Consider the following 19774-nt stretch of genomic DNA (forward strand, 5'->3'; position numbering starts at 1 on the left):
CTTTACGCATTAGCAAGTTTAACAGTTTAGGCAAGGTTCGTCAATGTTTTGGCAACTCTTTTGTTTGTTTACTTCATTTTGTCCGGGTACAAGCCTTCAGCCAAGGTTTTCAGTGCAATCGGTGCACGTACACCTTCAGCCGCCGCGGATAATGGCAGGACAATAAACCGTTTGTTTTTGATCGCTTCCACACCAGCCAGCGCAGGCTTGCTCAGGAGCAGCTTCTCTTTATCAGCCAGTGAAGTATCACCATAGTCAAGAATGACGATCACATCAGGGTTACGGTTCACAACCTCTTCCCAGCTTACTTCGGTGAAACTTTTGTCAATATCATCAAAAATATTTTTCGCCTTCACACTTTCAATCAAGGACGTTAGATAATTGTTGGCAGCCGTAAAGGGCTTGTCTTCTCCGCTGTCATAAACAAACACCTTGGGTGCCTGCTCAACAGTACCAATTTGAGTCTGAATGGACTTCACTTGTTCACGAATGTCATTTACCAGCTTTTCTGCACGCTCCTCAACCCTGAAAATACGCCCAATATTTAGTATATCCTGATATACATCTTCTAATATGGGACCCGGCTTGTTTGAGGACTTCTGTACATAGGTCAGCACCCCTTGTTTGGCTAGCTCCTCACGGGAACCCAGATTTTTATCATTAAAGGCACTCTTCCAGCCTGCATAGGCAAAATCCGGTGCAGCGGCCATAAACACCTCTTTGGACGGATATTGTTCGGCCAGTACCGGAATTTTGTCATATTGATTCTTATATTTCGGTAAAATCTGATCATCCAAATACGCAGTTCCTACCATAGAGGATTCCAGTCCAAGAGCCAGCATAACCTCAGTCGCGTGCTGGTTCAGTGTAACCGCGCGTTTGGGCGCCTCGGGAAATGCCATTTTAACGCCCATGTTCTCAAGCTCTACCGACGTCTTATTGGTTGCCGATTGCGATGCGGCAGGTTGCTGCCCGTTTGCCGATGGATCGCTTGTTTGAGCCGTGTTTCCTGCTGCGCAGGCTGATAACAACAGCATCATCGCCAAAGCGATCATAACCAGCGGTAACGCGGGCTTGCTATATTTTTTCATATGTACCGTCTCCTCTTTTATTTGTAGTTTATCTTACCTCATCATATCACCTGTTCTGTTCGCGTCATGGATAGCCTCCTCTCCTGAGAGAATCCGGTAAAAAGGTAATATTCGGCTTCCCGGTTTTTGGATGAATACAGATTTCTGTCTCCACCCCGAATACACTCCACAGCAGGTCTGGCTGAAGCACATCCTCCGTTATGCCGGAGGCTACCACTTTGCCTTCTTTTAATACATACATTCGATCACAATAAAATGCCGCCAAATTCAAATCATGTAGTGCAGCTAGCGTAGTTATCCGAAGTGTTTTGACCAAATCCAGAATTTGCAGCTGATACCGGATGTCCAGATGATTTGTTGGCTCATCCAAAACAAGAAATTTCGCCTGCCCGGCCAAAGCTCTGGCGATCAATACCCGTTGCTTTTCGCCGCCAGACAAGGTGGCAAAGCCCTGATCCGCCTGAGCATTCATGCCTACCCGCTCCAGCGCCTGCTCGACCAATTCATGATCGGCGACAGTATCTGCTTCCAGCAGTTTCTTATGCGGATGGCGACCCATCAGGACGATGTCCCGTACTGAAAAATCAAACGTTTGCGGCGCATCCTGACTCACCACTGCCATTTGTCGGGCCGTTTCTTTATACTTCATCCGCAGCATATCTTGGCCATCCAACGTAACCAAACCACTGTCAGGCTTTAGCACGCGATACATATTTTTGAGCAACGTCGATTTCCCGCTGCCATTCGGACCGATCAATCCGACCAGTTCCCCTGCTTTTACCTGGAGACAGATGCCGTCGATCAGCCGTTTGTCGTGAATACTGAAGGTCACGCATTCGACTTCTATATTCATTTTTCGCCTCCAAACGAGTAGGAACTACGACGCAGCAGCCACACAAAAAAGGGGCCTCCGCACACAGCCGTTACAATACCAATCGGCAACTCCTGTGGAGCCAGCACGAGCCGGGCACATACATCAGCCCACACGACAAAAATAGCTCCCGCCAACAGACTGACGGGCAGTACACGCCGATGATCTGATCCCACTATCAGCCTAACGATGTGCGGAATCATAAGCCCCACAAAGCCAATTGAGCCACTAACTGATACGACTGCCCCGGTTAAAAGAGACGCCACAACAACCAGTAATACGCGGAACGTCTGTACGTTCACACCTAGCGTTACTGCGGTTTCTTCGCCCGTTAGCAAAGCATTCAGCGAACGGTATCGGGTCAGGAGGACTACCGTTCCAACGGCTACAATGAGGCTTGGAATGAAAAGCGTGTCCCATTGAGCACCTGCCAGACTTCCCATCATCCAATACATCGCGTCACGAATGCCTTTTTCATTCGGGGCCATCGTAACGATAAAGCTAGTCACAGCCGACAGCATCATGGACACCGCCACTCCTGCCAGCAATAAGCGGGTCGTCGATATGCTCCCAGCCACACGGGCTAACGCGAACACCATAAGCATTGCAGTTAACGAGCCTATAAAAGCAGATAAAGGCAGCGCAAATCGTCCTAAAAATCCGAAAGCTCCGAACACAATTACCAACGTGGCTGTCACCGAAGCCCCAGACGAGACTCCTAAAATATAGGGGTCCGCTAACGAATTACGAATTAATGCCTGTATAGTCGCCCCTGTAACAGCAAGTCCTGCTCCTACGACAACTCCTAGCAGCACGCGTGGAAAGCGGATTTCCCAAACGATATATTGCTCAGGCTTGGTCCATGTCACGGGTATCCACTGGTCCAGCCAGGGAAGATGAGACAGTGCAATTCGCCATATCGTTCCCGGTGCGACAGCTACAGGACCGAGCATGACTGCGAGTGTCACCGAAAGCAACAGCCCAGCAGTCAGCAGCAGAATTGTTGTAAATCCCCAAGTAGACTTGCCAGCTAGGTGTGCGCGAGAATTATGTTGTGATGGATTAGGTCTTGATGGATTAAGGTTGCTCGTTCTCGAAGTCATGAACTACTACTCAATGGCTTTTCGGCCGCTTCCAACTTTCTCAATTGTTCCTCGATCTCGGAAGCAGAGAAATTCTCACCCATGACAACCGCTACATCGTTCACTGGCTTTTGCGGGCGGATCGGAATGATTTCCAGCTCCCGATAGGCAAACTGAAACATCATCTGACCCTCTGATTCCAGAAACCGCACAATTCCTTTGGCCCGGTAAATTTCAGCTGGCAAACTGCGGAACAACTGTTCAAACTCGGAGCGTGGCACAGGTTGTCCAAAGAAATGCGTGTGAACCACTACGTGGTCGTAGGAATGATAATGCTCCCCATGTTCGTGGTCATGGGCGTGGTCATGGTGATCATGAGAGTGATGGTCAACGTCCATACGCCCCTCTCCTTGAGTGGAGAAAAAAATATCCGCGTCCACGTCACTTCGTTGCGTGCTCACAGTCAGAGCATATGGATTTAACTCTTTTACGAGGGCCTGTACTTTCTGCAACTCGCCAACAGCCAATAAATCGGTCTTATTAATAATCAGTTTGGAAGCGCACCGAAGCTGATCCTGCATCAAACGAAGCGACTTGCCTCTCTCGTTCCCCGAGGCAAAATCCAGAAATTGACGCGCGTCTATGACCGTGATAACGGATTGTAGAATCATAGAAGAATAGATGGAGGCGTCTGTCACTGCATCTACGATCTCCATCGGGTTAGCTACTCCAGTACATTCTACAATAATCACGTCCGGCTTATATTCCTCAGCAAGATTCATGAGCTCGACGCCCAAATCCCCGCGAATAGTACAGCATATACAACCACTGAGCATTTCCTTCATGGGTGCTTGGCCATTCACCAAACTGCCGTCCAGATTAACATCACCCAACTCATTCATCAAAATGGCTGGCTTGAGGCCCTTCTCCTTGTAGTAAGCCAGCGCATGCTGAAGAAGAGTGGTTTTACCGCTACCCAAAAAACCGGATAAAACAACTATCGGTATCATATAACCCCTCCTTGTCTTTACAACATTTAATATGGATCGTACCGTAAAAGTTTCCTTCTTGCAATCATTTATCGGATTTTAATCGTAATAATTACTAATAACAAACATAAATATATATGACCACTCTTTGAATTGTCAATATAGGAGGTGAGACAAGCACAATCCAGCGGGCATGATTGTCCCTCTACAGACATAGGATGTAGATAAGAACCCTTATTCCCAAGGAGACGTGGAATGAAAAACAGTACGCTGTTGAAGATGCTGCCTTTTATGATTCCGTTTGCCTTTCTCATCCCTGTGCTTGTCACGCTATCTCCCCAGTGGCTTCGTTTGTTAGATATGGGCCAGCTGCAACCGTTAAAAACGGTATTTATGGGTATTTTTCTGGAAGCTGTTCCGTTTCTCCTTATCGGTGTACTCGTCTCATCCCTTTTGCAGTGGCTTGTACCGGAGACATGGATTCGAAAAATAGCGCCTGCGCATCCTGTACCGGGTGTCCTGCTGGCCTCCTTACTAGGTATGCTGTTTCCCATCTGTGAATGCGGCATGATCCCTGTCGTTCGCCAATTAATGCTCAAGGGAATGCCTGCCTATATGGGTATCACTTTTATTTTAAGCGGGCCCATTATCAATCCCGTGGTACTGGCTGCGACGATGATGGCTTTCCCTTCCCATCCCGAGGTCACTGCCGTTCGAATGGGTTTGGCTTTTGCCGTCTCCGCGATCATCGGGCTGATCGTGTATGCCTTTGTGCGAGTGCATCCGCTCAAACGGTCGTTGCTCTCTTTTAACCAGCAAAAGCAGAACAATCAGACTCATCGGCATAGTCGCACATGGCGGGGCTTTTTTGTACATGCTGGTGACGAGTTTTTGGACATGAGTAAATATCTCACTATCGGCGCATTATTAACAGCCTGCATCCAAACCTTCATCCCACGTGATGAGATGCTTTCGTTAAGCAACGGAACGGTCGGATCGTACGCCTTTATGATGGGTTTTGCCTACATACTGTCGCTATGTTCCACCTCCGATGCCTTTGTAGCCACTGCTTTTTCACACACCTTTACACTAGGTCCGCTGGCAGCCTTTCTTGTACTCGGTCCGATGTTAGACTTCAAAGGCACGCTCATGCTGCTCAGCACCTTCCGCACTAAATTTGTCGCCATCCTGGGCTTGCTCATTGCTTCACTCGTCCTTGTGGGTTCTATAGCTGCAGAATGGTTATTGGGGAGGTGAATACAAACGTGAATTCAACCTTTAGCATCCGCTGGCAATATGGTATGCGCTCCTTGCTCCTAATCGGATTGGCTGTGTACATTATCTCATTAAACCGTACGAATGCACTTCATTACTACCTAGCTCCCCATATGCAAAAGCTGCTCCTACTCTGTCCTGTACCACTCTTGTTCATCGCATTGGCGATGGCATGGCACGGAATCATCGGAGAGCGGGACGGTGAGGATGTATGTGATTGTGAGCATCCGTTGCCGCAAAGCTGGTTCAAAAAAACACTCGTATATGGAATGCTGCTCATCCCGCTCCTGTTCGGTTCTCTGCTGCCCAATCAGGCACTTGGTAGTGATATGGCCGCCAAAAAAGGCATGTCCTTCACGTATCCCAACCCGGATATCCGACGAAAAACAGATATACAGACCACGAAAGCATCCACCTCCTCCCTTTTATCAACTGCATCTTCTGTCCCAACTTCGCCCCCTCCAGAGGGAAAATGGAGTCAGGAAACGCTGGATAAGCTGTTCGTTCCGCCTGACAAGTACAATGTAGAATTCGCCGAGCTGGCGAAACGCCTGTATCAGCAACCTATCATACAGATCAAGCCGGAGATTTTCTCCGAAACTATTGGCGCCATTGAGTTATATAAACAAGCTTTTGAAGGAAAAAAAGTACAGGTGACTGGCTTTGTCTATAAAGACGACAACCTGCCGGGTAAAGGCCTATTTGCAGTAGGAAGATTCCTCGTCATGTGCTGTACTGCCGATGCCATGCCATTCGGGATCATCGTCCAATCCCAGAAGGCCCCGTCCTTTGACAAGGATACCTGGGTGACCATTGAAGGAACACTGCATGCCACACAAAAGGGCAACGTTCCGGTACTTGAAATTCGATCCGAAAAAATAACCGCTGTCGAGCAGCCAGAATCCCCTTATGTCTATACCCAAGCAGACTCGGTAGCTACCTTTGATCGCTTGAACACAGTACACTAAACCCACCAAGGAGGGAAAATGATGAACAAAGTTCCTGTTATTTTAATCAGTGGTTTTCTTGGAAGCGGCAAAACAACACTGCTTTTACGCCTGTTAGCCCATACTCGCCAAATTCCCCTTCGTGCTGCTGTTTTAATGAACGAAATGGGTGAATATGATGTAGACAGCGCTATAATTTCAGAGGAAATGCCTGACGTAACAGTAGAAGGATTGCTAGAAGGCTGCATTTGTTGCAGCAAAAGAAATGAGCTGGCAGGGGCTCTGCATACCCTGCTCAGTCAGAAGCCAGACCTGATCTTCATGGAAACCACCGGGGTAGCCAACCCCGAACAAGTACTGGAGGAGCTTCGCTCCCCTCTACTGGCAGATCGGCTTTATCTGGTTCACAGCATCAGTGTTGTGGATGCTGAGCTGTTCCATGAATACAATAGCCGCTTTACGGCTGATAAAGAACTGGTTCGCACCCTGCACGGACAACTTCGCACCGCAGACTTTATTGTGGTGAACAAGACGGATGCAGCAAGTAGCCGTGAAGTGACGAAGGTCGTCAAGAGCATCCGCAAGCTCAACGATACGGCCAAGCTGCAAACTACTGAATATAGCCGGATTGACCTTGAACCACTACTAGAGCCTGTTCTGGCCTCCGCATCCGTTGCCGCGAAACCCATACAGACACTTCAACCTGCACCTGCACAAGTCCAGTCCACCGATGCAGGTGTACCGTCCGTTTCCATTCCCGTCAAAAGTATCGGAAGCACCAGTAGTGTCTCCAGAAGTACGGCTTTTAAAGTTATTGCGGCACACAGTCATAACCACGATCCTAAGCAGCCTCATTCGTTCTCCCGTCTGGAGAGCCTAACGCTGCATCAATATTCTCCTCAGCCACTCGAAAAACAACGATTGGAAAACCTTTTGACCGGGTTAGGTTCCTCGTTGCTTCGTGCGAAAGGTTACTGCGTGCTTCCTCAGGAAGGTACTATGCTTTTGCAATTTTCAGGAAATCACTTGGAGTGGCAGCCTACTGCACTTCCTGTGAGCCAGGGATATGTCACACTCATTGGAGAACAGCTTGACAAAGCCTCCATTACCGATCAATGGGAACAGTGCTTCGTGTCGCTGTAATCGACATATTCGGCTAGTAATGATGAAAATTCCCTTTGGTATGTCTACGAAATTAATAAGGCTGTTCCTTTGACTTTTAAAATTCAGGGAACGGCCTTTTTTTCGTAACTATCATAAATTTGCATATAAGCAGTATGTACCTTATAGGATGCCGTGTTGAAAGATTGGGAATAAAAAAAGCTGTCGAGAATGTCTCGACAGCTTGAGTACGACTATGCAGAGTTATACATTTATTGCTTGGCGATGTCTCCTACTCTCCCAGGACCCTTCGGCCCAAGTACCATCGGCGCTGGAGGGCTTCCCGGTTAATTCAACAAAATGTTATGGAGTATGATGACTAAAATATTGAAGCGTTCCGGTTGGATAAGAGTTCCACTCTCCTGGAAGATTATAAGAGGAGGAACCGGACTTAATCCCCGATTTTCGGATAATAGTACCATTATTCGGCATAAATTGCGTTTTTCCGTTAGGATCACCTAAGACGTCGATCGTTACACCGTTCTTTTTCAGGACATAGCCTGTCGTTACATTGGTATTCGTTTCTAGTAACATCAATTCATCATTATAGTATGTCGCTGGAACAATGTCGAAAAAGTCATAAAAGATGGAATCGATATATATATAAGGCATGCCTTTCCAAAACGAATTAATAGGCTGGCTCCACACCTTGGGAGTATTTGTAGCTAAATTGTATTGATGAATCTCAAGTGAGTATCCTGCATTTTCTATAGGTTTAGAAGTATCTCCTACCGGATTGTAAAACAGCTCAATAGCAGTACGGGTTTTATCCACAGATAGATACTGGGAAAAATATAGATCCTCCGGTCCTTGAGGATTTGAGGTCACTTGGAATACAGCGGCAGATCCGTTCGCCCCGATTACCCAGAAGTATTGAAAAATATCCCCGTTCCATGTCCAAACCGTCCCATTAAGAGGGATTGGCCCAGTAAAGGTGGAATCTGCCGTACCCGAATAGATTTTAAATGAAGTTTCACCCGGGAACACTGTTGACATGTCATAAGTAATCGGATCTTTGGCCCCTTGCTTGGTTCGGATTTGAACAATTCCATTCGTCGCCAGAGGAGCATTCGTTACCTGAAAATTATAGGTGGCTGTTCCGCCATGCCCGTCATTCGCAGTAATCGTTACCTTGGTACTTCCTGTCTGATTACCCGGAGTAAGAGTCAACGTTGATCCGTTAACCTCTGCATTTACCATACCGGTTGATTCAACAGTAGAAGTAAACGTTAGGGCATCCCCGTCAGCATCACTGAACAATTGAGATAGGTCGTAGCTTCTTGCATTCGTAACTCCTGCAGTCAACACTTGTTCATAAATGGTCGCATCTACTTGAGGCGGCTGATTAGAAGATGGGTTAGACGAACCGGATGATTGGACACTGACTTGGAAGGTGCTTGAAGTTTCCCCTCCACGGCCATCCATAGCCTTGATTTCTATGATTGTCGTCCCTGCACTTAGTGCCTGAATTTCCAATTGAGCTCCAGTGATTTCCGCCAAAGCAACGGACGGATCAGAAGAGGTTGCCTTAAAGGTCAACGTATCCCCATCAGGATCAGTAAAAACGGAACCTAAATTGAGTGAGTAGACCGCACCACCTACAGTAAGCGACTGGTCGGCAGGTTTAGTTTCTACTGGATACTGATTCTGTGGAGGTCCAGCCGTGACGGTGGTTTTGAAAGTTTCGATCACTTTCCCTCCCCAGCTATCTGTTGCTTTGATCGATACCGATGTGCTACCGATCGTTAACGGTGTAAGAGTAAGCATATCTCCATAAACGGCAGCCGTCACAACAGTCGGGTCAGAAATGCTATGAACATCGTAAGTTAAAACATCGCTATCAGGACTGGAAAAGAAATCATTTAAGGACAATTGAATATCGCCTGTATTTATTTCTTTCATCTGATCCGGAATCCCTGTGGAAGTCGGGGATTCATTGACGGTAACATCAAAATCAGCAGTGACCTCGCCCCCGCGGCCATCTTTTGCTTTAAGCTGAATCGTTGCTATTCCTGAGGAAACTGCATGAACCGTGGCTATGTATCCGTTAACGGATACAACAGCAACTGACGAATCCGAAGATTCTGCCAAAACGTCCACAGGGTCGCCATCGGGATCGTGGAATACCGAAGATAAATCCAGGATATAATCCACATCGCCTAGATTCAGTGTCTGATTACCCGGCTTCTGGTCTATAACCGGATTTTGGTTAGATACAGCCGTTACTTCCATTTGAAACGACTGGCTTGTGCTACCTCCATGGCCATCAGATGCCTTAACAGATACTGATGTGCTGCCAATTTTTAACGGTGTAATGGTAAGCGTGTCCCCATTTAGCACTGCAGTCGCAACCGAAGAATCGGAAATATCAATGCTGTATGACAACGAATTCTTCTCATGGTCGGTAAAGAAGTCGTTTAAAGATAATTGAATGTCGTCTGAATTGATTTGTTTCGTCTGATCCGGAATTCGCAAGGATACCGGAGGTTCATTAACGGTAATATCAAAATCGGTCTTAACCTCGCCTCCAAGGCCATTTGTCGCTTTTAGCTGGATGTTTGCTGTTCCTGAGGAAACCGCATGAACTGTGGCCTGGTTTCCATTAACGGAGACCGTCGCAATGGATAGATCCGAGGATTCTGCCGAGATGGTTAGCGGATTGCTGTCCGAATCAAGGAACACCGGAGATAAATCCAGGATGTAGTCCGCATCGCCCACAGTGAGCGTTTGGTTGCCCGGCTTCTGATTTACAACCGGATTTTGATTAGGTACTGCAGTTACCACCAATTGAAACGACTGGCTTGCGCTGCCTCCCCGACCATCGGATGCCTTGACGGTAACTTGGACATGTCCTACAGCTGCCGGAGTTAATACCAATTGATCACCCGTCAGGGTAAAGGTAGCAATGGAAGGATCATCGATCGCAACCTCATAGGTCATAGGATCATTTTCAGAATCCGTAAAAAACGATCCTAAAGATAAGGTTACATCGCCGCTCCCCAACTGTTCGTTTTGATCGGGGATACTCAATGAAACAGGAGATTCATTGACACGGACCTTGAAATTCGTTCCCGCTTTTTTCCCGGCCTGGTCATCTGCGGCGATCGTAATGGTCGCAGTCCCTTTGCCAACAGCCTTGATAAACAGGTTTGTTCCCTCTACTCGGACTGTACTGATTTTTGTACTAGACGACACTGCCGTATATTTGAGCTCGGACTGCTCCTCGTCCGTAAAATGACCAAGTAAGTCAATCTGAAGTTCAGAATCGCCCACCGTTACGGCTTGATCGTCATATTTGGTCACTAACTTCGGTGCTGTATTGGTCACAACCGTAGAACGCGAGCTACCAGAAGAAGTTGTAGTGACTCCAGTGACTCCTGATACCGTCGAAGAAGACACACCTACTGCAAATGAAGTATTCGTGACTTGGCTGGAGGAGCTTACACTAATATTTGCTGCAGAGTTATTTACTTGTAAATTTGAAATAGTTCCAGCTACCTCCAGACTGACCGGAGAGGAACTGTTCACAGCCAATGTATTAATGGAGGCCTGGCCTGTCAGAGCTACGGGCTGGTCACTGTTGACCGACAATTGCTTAATAATCCCCTGCAACTCTACTTGCTTGGCACCGGTAAGAACATTCAACTGCTGTATCGTTGAGGATGAATCATTTTCAATCGTTGCATTGGAAATCAACGACATTTGATCCACCGTCGAATTTCCTTGAATGACTACGTGGACATCCTGTTTGGATACCTCGACATCCTGCAGCTCAGATGTGTTAAACAATACGGTGTTCTGGTCACCGCCCTGAATATATGTTTTTCCTTGTACCGTAAATTTAGAGGCATAGAAATCATGTTCAAGGCTTGACGTAACTGTAAAACTATTTTTGACATTCAAATTCATAACCGAAATGTAATCACCGTCAATAGTTAAATCTCCGTCAATCGAGGAGTTATGACCATCTAATACAAGATTGCCGCTGAATTCGGAAGCTTGCCCTATCGGAGCTTGCCCGCTCGCATGGATGACCAGTTTGGTGATCGATTCAATGGTCCGCTGTGATGCTACAAATTGAATATCTGCTCCTTTGAGAATCTCTTGGTTAGAGGTTTGCAGGATTCCTTTAACTGAATCCGAGAGTTTATATTCAATCCCGTTAATCCAAGCCTTTCCATCCTCTACTTTTTGGAGTTGGACTACATGGTCCTTAGGGAAAAAGGTAGACATCATATACTGGGCTATATCTTGGCGCTGAACGGACGATTTAGGTTTGAAACCGGACTGATCCGTCTTCATGGAGCCCGATTGTAAAGCCGTATTAACGTATGGCCGTGCCCACGGACTGACCCGATTCCAATCAGTAAGTTTAGCAGACTCCGTGGCGTCAGCTGTAATAGGAAGCCCGGCGGCCCGCATAAGCAGAACCGCAGCCTCCTCTCTGGTAACTGCCGCTTTGGGTCTGAATTTGGAGCCGTCGTCTCCATTCATGAGTCCTGCACGATGTACAGCCTCAATATAGGGACTCGACCAACTTTTCGGGTCTACATCCGAGAAACTGCTGCTTGCTGCTTTAGAAATAGAGAGTTGCAGAGCTTGAGTTAATAGAACCGCCATTTCTTGACGGGTCAACAAATCCGTTGGCCGATAGGATCCAGATGGGTCGCCATGCAGAAGTCCAGCTTCAATGGCTCGCAGGATGTTTGTCTTTTGCTCTGAAGCAATATTATTGATGTCTTTAAAAGGCAGACTGGCCAGAGCTGCTCCGTTTGATGCACCGCTGGCAGCAGATGCAATCGTCTGCAAAGCCGTTGGAGCAACAAGTGCAGCCAAAGCTAATGTAATCAGCCATTTATTAGGTTTAGAACTCATGATGTTCCCTCTATTCTTTTTATTCATTATGGTGCCTCACTACTAAAGATGCCGATATTATCCGTATAATCGGTTCCTTCATCAAACCATTCACTTGCCTCGTAGTCTGCATTTCCATGGGTAACATCGGATTGTCTAGCTAAAGTGGTATGAGGCTGAAACACTGCCGTATCAATCAACTGATTATCGTAATAAAGCGATAAAGTAACAGGTGCTGAATCATCGTTATAAAATCCCATGTCCGTGAAGTAATCTGCATGCGCATCACCAAAATACATGGTATCTCCTATCACGAAAGTAGCTCCACCTGGAATAAAAGCACCAGCGTCTTGACTTATTTCGATCGAATTTCCACTATCACTGCGTTCAATTCTAATTTTTGAAGCATCCAATTCCTCAGAACCCGCATTATAAAGCTCAATAATCTGCATCATAGAGTCGCTCTCCCCCCATGCCAACTCGGAGAAGAAAAGTCCCTTCTTTTCTCCAGCAGTGACTTGGAAGATCGTTTGAACGGTTCCCCCCTTCCCATCATCTGCGGTAACTGTGACTGTAGCACTTCCCACTGCAAGCGGAGTAATACTCAGTTGGTCGCCTGTAACGGAAACCGTTGCTACGCTAGGGTCCGATGAATCAGCGGAATACGTCAGTAAGTCCAAATCTTCATCTGCAAAAGTTGAAGCAAGTCCAATAGTTGTGTCCACAGCACCTGCTTCTGTAGAAACATCATTAATCGTGCTTTGAACAACAGGAGCGTGATTAGCAGCAGGTGGAGGGGTCACCGTTAGAGTGAAATTCGTATCCACTGTACCCCCGTTTCCGTCATCTGCCGTTACCGTAATCGTGACTGTACCCGCGTTCACTGGCGTAATTTTCAGGTCGCTTCCGTTTACCGCTACTGTTGCCACGCCCGTATCCGTCGAGGTTGCGGTGTATGTCAGTGCGTCGCTGTCTTCATCTGCAAATACACTCGCAAAGCTCACCGTCTTAACTCCATCCGCGGCTCCTATCGTCACATTGCTGATCGACGTGTCCACCGTCGGCGCATGGTTCACGGCTTCTGGAATAAACGGTGTGATCGTCACGTTGAACTGCGTATCCACCGTGCCGCCCTTGCCGTCATCTGCTGTAACCGTAATCGTGACCGTACCCGCGTTCACTGGTGTAATTTTCAGATCGCTTCCGTTTACCGCTGCTGTTGCCACGCCCGTATCCGTCGAGGTTGCGGTGTATGTCAGCGCGTCGCTGTCTTCATCTGCAAACACACTCGCAAGGCTCACCGTCTTAACTCCATCCGCGGCTCCTGTTGTCACATTGCTGATCGACGTGTCCACCGTCGGCGCATGGTTCACGGCTTCCGGGATCATCGGCGTGATCGTCACGTTGAACTGCGTATCCACCGTGCCGCCCTTGCCGTCGTCTGCCGTTACCGTAATCGTGACCGTACCCGCGTTCACTGGCGTAATTTTCAGATCGCTTCCGTTTACCGCTGCTGTTGCCACGCCCGTATCTGTCGAGATTGCCGTGTATGTCAGTGCGTCGCTGTCTTCATCTGCAAACACACTCGCAAGACTCACCGTCTTAACTCCATCCGCGGCCCCTGTCGTTACATTGCTGATCGACGTTTCCACCGTCGGCGCATGGTTCACGGCTTCTGGGATCACCGGCGTGATCGTCACGTTAAACTGGTCGTTTATGGTCCCGCCCTTGCCGTCGTTCGCCGTAACCGTGATCGTAACTGTTCCGGCGTTCACCGGCGTGAGAGTCAACTGACTTCCATTCACTGATACCGTCGCTACGTTTGTGGCTGAAGTTTCTGCTGTGTAGGTCAGAGTGTCTCCATCAGCATCGGTAAAACTATTTGCCAGATTAATCTTTTTAGGCTCATCTGCTGTACTTAACGTAATATCAGTAAACCTGGTAGTAACGCCTGGCGCATGGTTAGTCACTGATTTTGTTGAAGTTCCACCTCCGGAGGAAAATGTCACGCTGCTGGACGTAACTGTAGTCGGTTCTTGAACCGTTCCGTCAGCGGACTGAATTTGTCCAATCTGCTTTTGTACTTCGCTGTAATTTTGGATAACTTGTGAAACGGATGCATCTTTAGGCAGCTGAATCATTTCAACTTTAAAATTCGGGTTCAATGTCACTTTAGCGTTTGCGTTGGCAACTTGAAGCTCCCCGATTGTTCCGGTTCCTTTAATAGAAATACCATTGCCGGAATTCACATTAAGATGGTTTACGTTTCCATTCAGCTGGATATTAGAAACACCGTCATTAAGCTCGATTACTCCTTTGATATCCCCTTTAATCTGAACACCATCACCTAAAATTCGAAGCAGGCTGCTTTCCGGTAGACCATTGGTGTTTAACACAACATCTTTTTGCACGATTTGTAATTGTTGCAGCCCGTCCACATTACGATTGCGTGAATTAAACTTTAATTTAGCTCCTTTTAACGCATCTTTATTGGAGTTTCCGATTAACTCTTTCAAATTTCCCTCTATTAAATAGGGAACATTATCGATCGTTACAATGTCTCCATCAATGCTATTGATCGTAGCTGTTTGCTCTTGAGTTTTGAAAATATCCAGCAGGAAAGGAGCAATATCCTCCCTTTTTACTTCACCCGTGGGATTGAGCTTGCTGTCATGAATGTCAATTAAACCCAGACGAAGTGCTGTATCTACCGATCCAGCCGCCCATTGGCTTACCAAGGACTGATCTTTGGGTAAAATGCTTGATCCGCCCTCTGCATTAACCCCTCCGACTGCACGAACAAACACAGCTGCCAGCTCTTCACGTGTAACAGGATCGTTCGGACGGAAGTTTCCTAATCCATCCCCAGATAGAAACCCGGCTTTTTGTGCGGCTTCTATATATGGGGCAGCAAATTGTTTACTTTGCACATCTTTAAAAGTAGAAGAACTCGAAATAGGGTCCAATTTTAAAGCTCTGACCAATAATACTGCGAGTTCCTGACGAGTTAATGTTGCTGCAGGGCGAAAAGTTCCATGAGGATCCCCCGATAAAAGCCCTTGGCGTACAGCTTCTTGGATGGCCGCCATTTTATCACTCGTCACATAGGATGTATCTGAAAACAAATTATTGGTAGGCGTTGCAGCGTAAGCAGAAGTACCAAACGCCGCCTGAAGAGCAACAAGAGCGGCTGCCCACTTAAGTGAATAAACTTTCAATGGTTCTACCTCCTAATTTACTTTTGAGTAAAACGACCCTATTCGATCTTCGAAATGTTTCTACATAATTCAAAGATAATAAAGCTTATTCACTGTATTTACCGATAAAAATGTGTTTATATTAATCTTTTATTCATATATTTGTCGAAAATAAGTGATTTATGTCGTTTTCAATTAATATACATGAAACCACTGAACCAATTCTGAACAAAAGCTTATCTATAATGATGCCTAGTTGTATCAAGTCTCTAACTATATCCTTCAAATAACTTATTTCCGCAAATGATTTATCGGAACCCTCCCTTAATCGCAACTCTTGTGCTAAAAAAAAATAATCGCAGGCTAGATACCTGCGATTATTTTTAAATTAAGACAGCCTATGCGAAGTATAGAATTACGTTTTAAAATGATTAGTTGCCAAGATTAGCAATGCCGCTACTGAATATCTTAAAACGTTATATTCGTATCTTTTTTTCATCATAGCCCTCGTCGACTATTGTTCAGCTTCATTTAGCATTAAAAAAAGCAGCAGCTTCATGGACTGTTCCAGAAGAGTGTTAAATTCGAGACTTGAAAATACATTTGTTATTCGCGTTGTTTCGGATGTAACTATCCGTAAAAAATAAAAAAGCTAGGTTTACGAATTATTGGCATAATCCGTAAACCTAGCTCTCGACGAGTCTTACTTAAGGTTATATTTTTTGTTAAAGCGATCCACACGGCCACCGATATCCACGTTTCTTTGTTTACCAGTGAAGAACGGGTGGGAAGCGGAGCTAGTATCTACACGGATAACTGGGTATGTGTTGCCATCTTCCCATTCCATCGTTTCTTGCGAATATTTAGTGGAAGCACTCAGGAAAGTAAATCCACAGCTAGGGTCCAAAAAGATAACTTTGTTCAATGTTGGATGAATATCTTTTTTCATTAGTTTCACCTAATCTTTCATGTAGTTTTAGTTTCAAACTCAAACGTACTGGCGCAATACTCCATCAGTTGGCAAAAGGAACGGTTATGTCCCAGAAAAAAGACGACAGATCATAACGGTTGCGCTCAAGCTCGTAAACGACAAGCAAACGATGCCGCATATACGCATCGCCCATTGCACGAACGCTCCGGATCTTTCGTCAGCCTTCATCGTTATATAAGCATATAGTGAATGGTCCTCCGGCTCGTCCCAAATGCTGACACCAGCACAGGAGAACTCGGTAGCCACGTGCTTTCGATTCAAAAGGCAAAGCGTACCATGTAGCTCGGCATCTATCATACAGCCTTGAAAAAAAGCCGTTTTCTTAGGTGCAAGCTTTAACTTTGGACGCTCTGTCCACTGGACTAATTCAAGTTTTCGCCGGTTCCATAACGCAGGCTTTTGCAAACTTAACAGGCTTCGCTCAGGAAGCAGAATCATTCAGGTTGCTATGCAGCAAACCTCAAATTATCTAGTTTCACGATGGATCGTGTACTTTTTCAGACGCGGAGAGTATTTTTTCATTTCAAGACGCTCCGGATGATTTCTTTTGTTCTTGGTTGTTGTATAGTTGCGATCACCGGATTCGGTGCATGCCAAGGTAACAATTACGCGCATTTCTCTTCCTCCTTAATTGGAATACATGGTATACAATTACAATAGTAATTTTTACGATTAGTTCTATTCTATAATTCATGCTCCGCTTTGTCAACCTTAGAGTCACGGTTTGTCGCTTCTTCGACCGTATTCCATCGATTACGGTACTGTGCAAGCTTCGGATGAAGTTCCTGGGGGTCGCTCGAAAGCACCAATCTGACATTTCTAATCCATTCTCCAAATGATGCATAAGAAGCGCACAAATTTGCAGTTTCAGGACTCATGTACAAAAAAAGTGGGGTCGTATACTTTTCCGCCAAAAAACGGATGGCTGCTTCAATCGGCGTATACTTTTTACGCTTACCTTCCCAGTTCTCAATCACAACAGCACTCAAAGCTTGCTCCCGCTGCCACTCTCCCAGCTCGTCCACCCGCTTGTAATACGAACGTACCGGCTGCTTCCACATTCTTCTGACGGTTTCTTCATGTAGCGGATACAACACCAGCTTTGTAAAAGATAATGCAGCCCCCGTTTCGGCAAAAAGCTCCAGCTCTCTGGCTGTAATCTGCTCGAACGTATCATAGTAGACCATGGTCCCTTTATGCGTCTCGATCGGAGGCTCATAACCATAGGGTACATATTGAAGGTTTCTTGTCATGCCGGACACTCCGTCCTTCCATAGATGAACTTTTCCTTCTATATTATACCCTTGTTTTGGCATGAGTTTACATCAAATGTTTATCCTTGCTCAACAGCAGGCGTATTACGGCGTGAACCCCTTCGGAATTGCAACGCATAAAGTCCCATCGTCACAAGCGCAATCAGTGCAAGCACCGTAAAAATATTGCTAAAATTGAATACCTGCACATTAGATACGACAGGATTCAAATGAAAGGACGACGAACTATCCAGCGTTTTGCCCAAAATACTTGTCGTGATCGCCCCGGCAATGAAATTCAGCAGAGATAGCAGCCCCATTCCAACACCAATCTGGTCTTTCGACAAGGTACGAGAAATCGTGTTGGACATGGCAATTTGCATGAAGGTCTGACCTACGTTTCCGAAAATAAGCAAAAATAAAATCAGATACGGAGAGGCACCCACAAATGTAGACAAGCTGATAAAACAGATAAACAAAAGCGATACAGCTGTATAGACGAGAAACGAATTTCCTTTGCTATCCGCCAAACGCCCTCCTCTTTTACCCAATAGAGCCGAAGCAATAGCAGCCGGAAACATAACCAGTCCAATTATTGCCGGCGTGAGCTGATTGAGACTGTTCAGAAACTGCGGTGCCAAGTACGGCAATCCAAAGCTAATCCCCGTCCCTAAAAAAGCGATAAGGAGCCCGTATGAATATTGCTTGTTACGGAACAGCTTCGGCTGGATGAATGGATCATGCGCAGTGTTAATGCGCCATATAAACAGTGCGAATAACACCACACCGACCAGAAAGAACATCATATTGGTTTGCGAAATCGAAAGTAATAAGAAGGCTACTGTTCCACCCAGCAATAATCCACCCAGAAAATCGAACTTCTGATCCTTTCCACGCTGATCGTCCAAATATTTGCGGAAGAACGGCAATGCGATCAGTGGCAGCATGGAAATGACGAACAAAAAACGCCAGCTTGCAAAGCCTGTGATCAAACCGGAAATAATCGGAGCCAGTGCAGTACCTAACGCCAAGCCGATTGCTGTGACGCCCAAAGCACGTCCCCTTTTTTCAGCCGAGAAATAACGGACTGGGACGATCATAGCAGTTGCCGGAATAACAGCAGCCCCTGCAGCCTGAAGCAAACGAGCTACAATGAGCATCCAAAATTGATTGGCCAACAGTCCAATAAGCGAACCCAGTGCAAAAAAGAGAATCCCAAACGTCAGCAAATCCTTAAGACGATATTTATCTGCCAATTTGCCGTAGGTCACCGAGCCAACTGCATACACGATCATATAGCCAGTCAGCAACCAACTTACATCGGAAGCACTAATATGAAACTCCTCTCGAATCACAGGCATAACGACATTAAACATAAAAGCGTTCATCACTGAAAAAACAAGTGTGAAAGCTAGCACTCGCATAAGCTTATCCGCATTGGGATAAGTTTGTTCATTTATCATTTGGTTGTCTCCCTCTCCTATAAACCTCTTATCTAAGATCATATTTCACTGTTTTTGATACCCCTACCCGGGCAAATTCTCTATATATCCGCTCAAACGCGGGTGTCCGCAGGGTGGTAGTCGCGGAGAATTTTTTTAAGCAGACAGCGTAGCGTCTCCGATTCTCCTACAGATAATGTTTCACCTACCGAGCTTTTAATTGCCTCAATAGTACGTTCAGCTACTTTGTGAATCTCTAAGCCTTCCTCAGTCAAATAGATTTGCTTCATTCGTGCATCTTCCGGGTGACTTTTGCGTATTGCCCAGTTTTTCTTAACGATCCCGTTAACCAGGCTGGTAACGCTTGATTTATCAATAAGCAATAGCCTTTCCAAATCCGTATTGGTGACTCCAGGCGACACCGCCAGTATATAGAGCGTCTGCGATTGTGGGGAGGTGAGTCCCAAAGGGCGCAGTGCCGTTTCAATTTCGCGCCGGACGGTAGTGAAAATCCATTTAATTAAATACATCGTGCTCTCTTCCTCCCAAGGAAGACAAACGGGATACACCTCACTTCCCATCTCACTACGAACCTCCATATCCATCTAAATTTAATAGTTT

14 protein-coding genes are annotated in these 19774 nt (G+C 46.2%); 3 read left to right on the forward strand and 11 right to left on the reverse strand.

Going from position 1 to position 19774, the window contains the following annotated elements:
- Positions 1 to 68: 68 nt before the first annotated feature.
- From ACUYLD_RS20995 to ACUYLD_RS21010, 4 genes are all read right to left on the reverse strand, one after another.
- On the reverse strand, positions 69 to 1091 hold the full coding sequence (locus ACUYLD_RS20995) for an ABC transporter substrate-binding protein (protein WP_446675914.1): 1023 nt from the start codon (positions 1089 to 1091) through the stop codon (positions 69 to 71).
- 64 nt (positions 1092 to 1155) lie between these two features.
- Entirely contained in the window at positions 1156 to 1944 is a 789-nt protein-coding gene (locus ACUYLD_RS21000) for an ABC transporter ATP-binding protein (RefSeq protein ID WP_250261500.1), read from the reverse strand.
- Complete coding sequence (locus ACUYLD_RS21005; RefSeq protein ID WP_446675915.1) at positions 1941 to 3065, reverse strand: FecCD family ABC transporter permease; 1125 nt, start codon at positions 3063 to 3065, stop codon at positions 1941 to 1943. Before ACUYLD_RS21005 ends, ACUYLD_RS21000 begins: the two co-directional genes overlap by 4 nt.
- Positions 3062 to 4054, reverse strand: coding sequence for a CobW family GTP-binding protein (locus ACUYLD_RS21010; protein WP_254351309.1), 993 nt, complete (start codon positions 4052 to 4054; stop codon positions 3062 to 3064). The genes ACUYLD_RS21005 and ACUYLD_RS21010 overlap by 4 nt, the downstream gene beginning before the upstream one ends.
- A 234-nt stretch (positions 4055 to 4288) precedes the next feature.
- On the opposite strand from ACUYLD_RS21010, the gene ACUYLD_RS21015 reads away from it, so the two are divergent.
- From ACUYLD_RS21015 to ACUYLD_RS21025, 3 genes are read left to right on the forward strand one after another with little or no spacing between them, the layout of a single operon-like run.
- Positions 4289 to 5290: a permease gene (locus tag ACUYLD_RS21015; RefSeq protein WP_254351310.1), complete on the forward strand. Its 1002-nt coding sequence runs from the start codon at positions 4289 to 4291 to the stop codon at positions 5288 to 5290.
- Between the two features lie 8 nt (positions 5291 to 5298).
- Entirely contained in the window at positions 5299 to 6276 is a 978-nt protein-coding gene (locus tag ACUYLD_RS21020; protein ID WP_069291814.1) for a TIGR03943 family putative permease subunit, read from the forward strand.
- Positions 6277 to 6294: 18 nt separating this feature from the next.
- Positions 6295 to 7398 (forward strand): CobW family GTP-binding protein, encoded by a 1104-nt coding sequence (locus tag ACUYLD_RS21025; RefSeq protein WP_061831365.1) that lies wholly within the window; start codon positions 6295 to 6297, stop codon positions 7396 to 7398.
- A 321-nt stretch (positions 7399 to 7719) separates the two neighbouring features.
- Here the strand turns inward: ACUYLD_RS21025 and ACUYLD_RS21030 are convergent, their stop codons facing one another.
- From ACUYLD_RS21030 to ACUYLD_RS21060, 7 genes are all read right to left on the reverse strand, one after another.
- A complete protein-coding gene (locus ACUYLD_RS21030) occupies positions 7720 to 12291 on the reverse strand; it encodes an S-layer homology domain-containing protein (RefSeq protein ID WP_446675916.1) in 4572 nt (1523 codons plus the stop codon).
- Positions 12292 to 12317: 26 nt separating this feature from the next.
- Entirely contained in the window at positions 12318 to 15488 is a 3171-nt protein-coding gene (locus ACUYLD_RS21035) for an Ig-like domain-containing protein (RefSeq protein ID WP_446675917.1), read from the reverse strand.
- A 682-nt stretch (positions 15489 to 16170) separates the two neighbouring features.
- Positions 16171 to 16416, reverse strand: a complete 246-nt coding sequence (locus tag ACUYLD_RS21040; protein WP_013310118.1) for a type B 50S ribosomal protein L31 — start codon at positions 16414 to 16416, stop codon at positions 16171 to 16173.
- Between the two features lie 507 nt (positions 16417 to 16923).
- Positions 16924 to 17073 carry a 50S ribosomal protein L33 gene (gene rpmG / locus ACUYLD_RS21045; protein WP_007430271.1) on the reverse strand — a complete coding sequence of 50 codons (150 nt, stop codon included), beginning with the start codon at positions 17071 to 17073 and terminating at the stop codon, positions 16924 to 16926.
- A gap of 68 nt (positions 17074 to 17141) precedes the next feature.
- The gene (locus ACUYLD_RS21050; protein ID WP_069291810.1) at positions 17142 to 17711 is read right to left on the reverse strand and encodes a hypothetical protein; all 570 of its coding nucleotides are present in this window, start codon (positions 17709 to 17711) and stop codon (positions 17142 to 17144) included.
- Positions 17712 to 17791: 80 nt separating this feature from the next.
- On the reverse strand, positions 17792 to 19174 hold the full coding sequence (locus ACUYLD_RS21055; protein ID WP_446675918.1) for an MFS transporter: 1383 nt from the start codon (positions 19172 to 19174) through the stop codon (positions 17792 to 17794).
- Positions 19175 to 19266: 92 nt separating this feature from the next.
- Entirely contained in the window at positions 19267 to 19734 is a 468-nt protein-coding gene (locus tag ACUYLD_RS21060) for a MarR family winged helix-turn-helix transcriptional regulator (protein ID WP_250261509.1), read from the reverse strand.
- Positions 19735 to 19774 lie beyond the last annotated feature (40 nt).

This window comes from Paenibacillus sp. SER-28, from assembly GCF_052906305.1.